Source organism: Lentimicrobium sp. S6 (assembly GCF_013166635.1).
GTDB lineage: Bacteria > Bacteroidota > Bacteroidia > Bacteroidales > UBA12170 > UBA12170.
The window spans coordinates 1-1387 of the sequence record NZ_JABKBZ010000204.1; the positions used below are offsets into that span (position 1 = coordinate 1).

The 1387-nt window shown below is 46.7% G+C and carries 1 protein-coding gene; it reads left to right on the forward strand.

Going from position 1 to position 1387, the window contains the following annotated elements; genetic code table 11:
* Window positions 1-1387, forward strand: a 1387-nt coding sequence (locus HNS40_RS22345) for a PKD domain-containing protein (RefSeq protein ID WP_172284925.1), incomplete at both ends; no start/stop codon positions are given.

The window sequence follows — 1387 nt, forward strand, 5'->3', positions numbered from 1 at the left end:
CAGAAGTGGCCCTTGGCACACCAGTAGATTTCACCGACTTGAGCACTCTCAATGGCGGAGCAGCTATCGTAAGCTGGGAATGGGATTTTGATGACCCAGCCAGTGGAACTGATAATACTTCAACACTCCAAAACCCAAGCCATACCTACGATATATTAGGCGACTTCCAAGTGAGCCTCACCGTTACCGATGGCAATGGATGTAGCCATAATTACACCGCTGGCTTAGGTGTAAACCCTCCTCCCGCCAGTAATTTTAGCTTTACACCTGCTTGTTTTGGCTTCGATGTAGAATTTACTGATTTAAGTACTACCAGCGAAGGAAGCATCACCAATTGGTGGTGGGATTTTGGTGACCCAGCCAGTGCTAATAATACCAGTACCGAAAAAGACCCTACACATCTATTCACCGCTCCAGGAACTTACACCGTAGAACTCAAAACCAAAGCCTTTGGATTTAATACCATCACCAAAGAAATCACCGTTTATCAAAATCCAGAAGCGGCATTTAACTCCAGCACACCTTGCCAAGGCGATGCCATGCAACTTACAGACGCCACTGTTTTAGGCGATGCCGCTATCAACAGCTGGAGCTGGGATTTTGCCGATGGAAACACTTCTACACAAAGCAATCCAAGCCATACCTATACCGCTGCAGGGGACTATATGACCACCTTCACCGTAACAGATGAAAACGGATGTACCCACAGCACTTCTCAAAATGTGAAGGTTTGGGAAAACCCAACAGCTAGCTTTAATACCAATAGTGCTTGTGTGAAAAATCTCACCGAGTTTAGCGATATTAGCTTAGATGGAGATGCCAGCATCACCGCTTGGCAATGGACCTTCGGAGAAGCCTCCTCTGGAATCCTCAACGAGTCTACTAGCCAAAACCCAAGCCATGAATATGCCTTGCCTGGTAGCTACGATGTGAGCTTCCAAGTAACCGATGCCAATACTTGTGTCAATACAAGAACTGCTTCTGTCACCATCACACCAGCACCTGTGGCCAACTTCACCAGCAATGCTCTTTGCTTTGGCGAAGACATCAATTTCAGCGACCAATCGGTTACCAGTAATGGAAACATCATAGCTTGGAACTGGCAAATGGGAGATGGATTCACCTACAGCAGCGAAAATCCAACTCACCAATACACCAGCCCTGGCGATAAAGACATCAGACTCATTGCCACCGATAACTTGAATTGTGTGGATACCATGGATAAGACCTTATATGTGACTCCAGATTTTACTTTGGATATCGCAGCTTTCGAACTTTGTAGCAATACTCCAGCCAGCCTAAGCGGCGAAGTGGTAGATCCTCTGCTCACTCCCGATACTTGGTCTTGGACTTTTGCTGATGGACAAAGTGCCAGCGGACAAAGCGT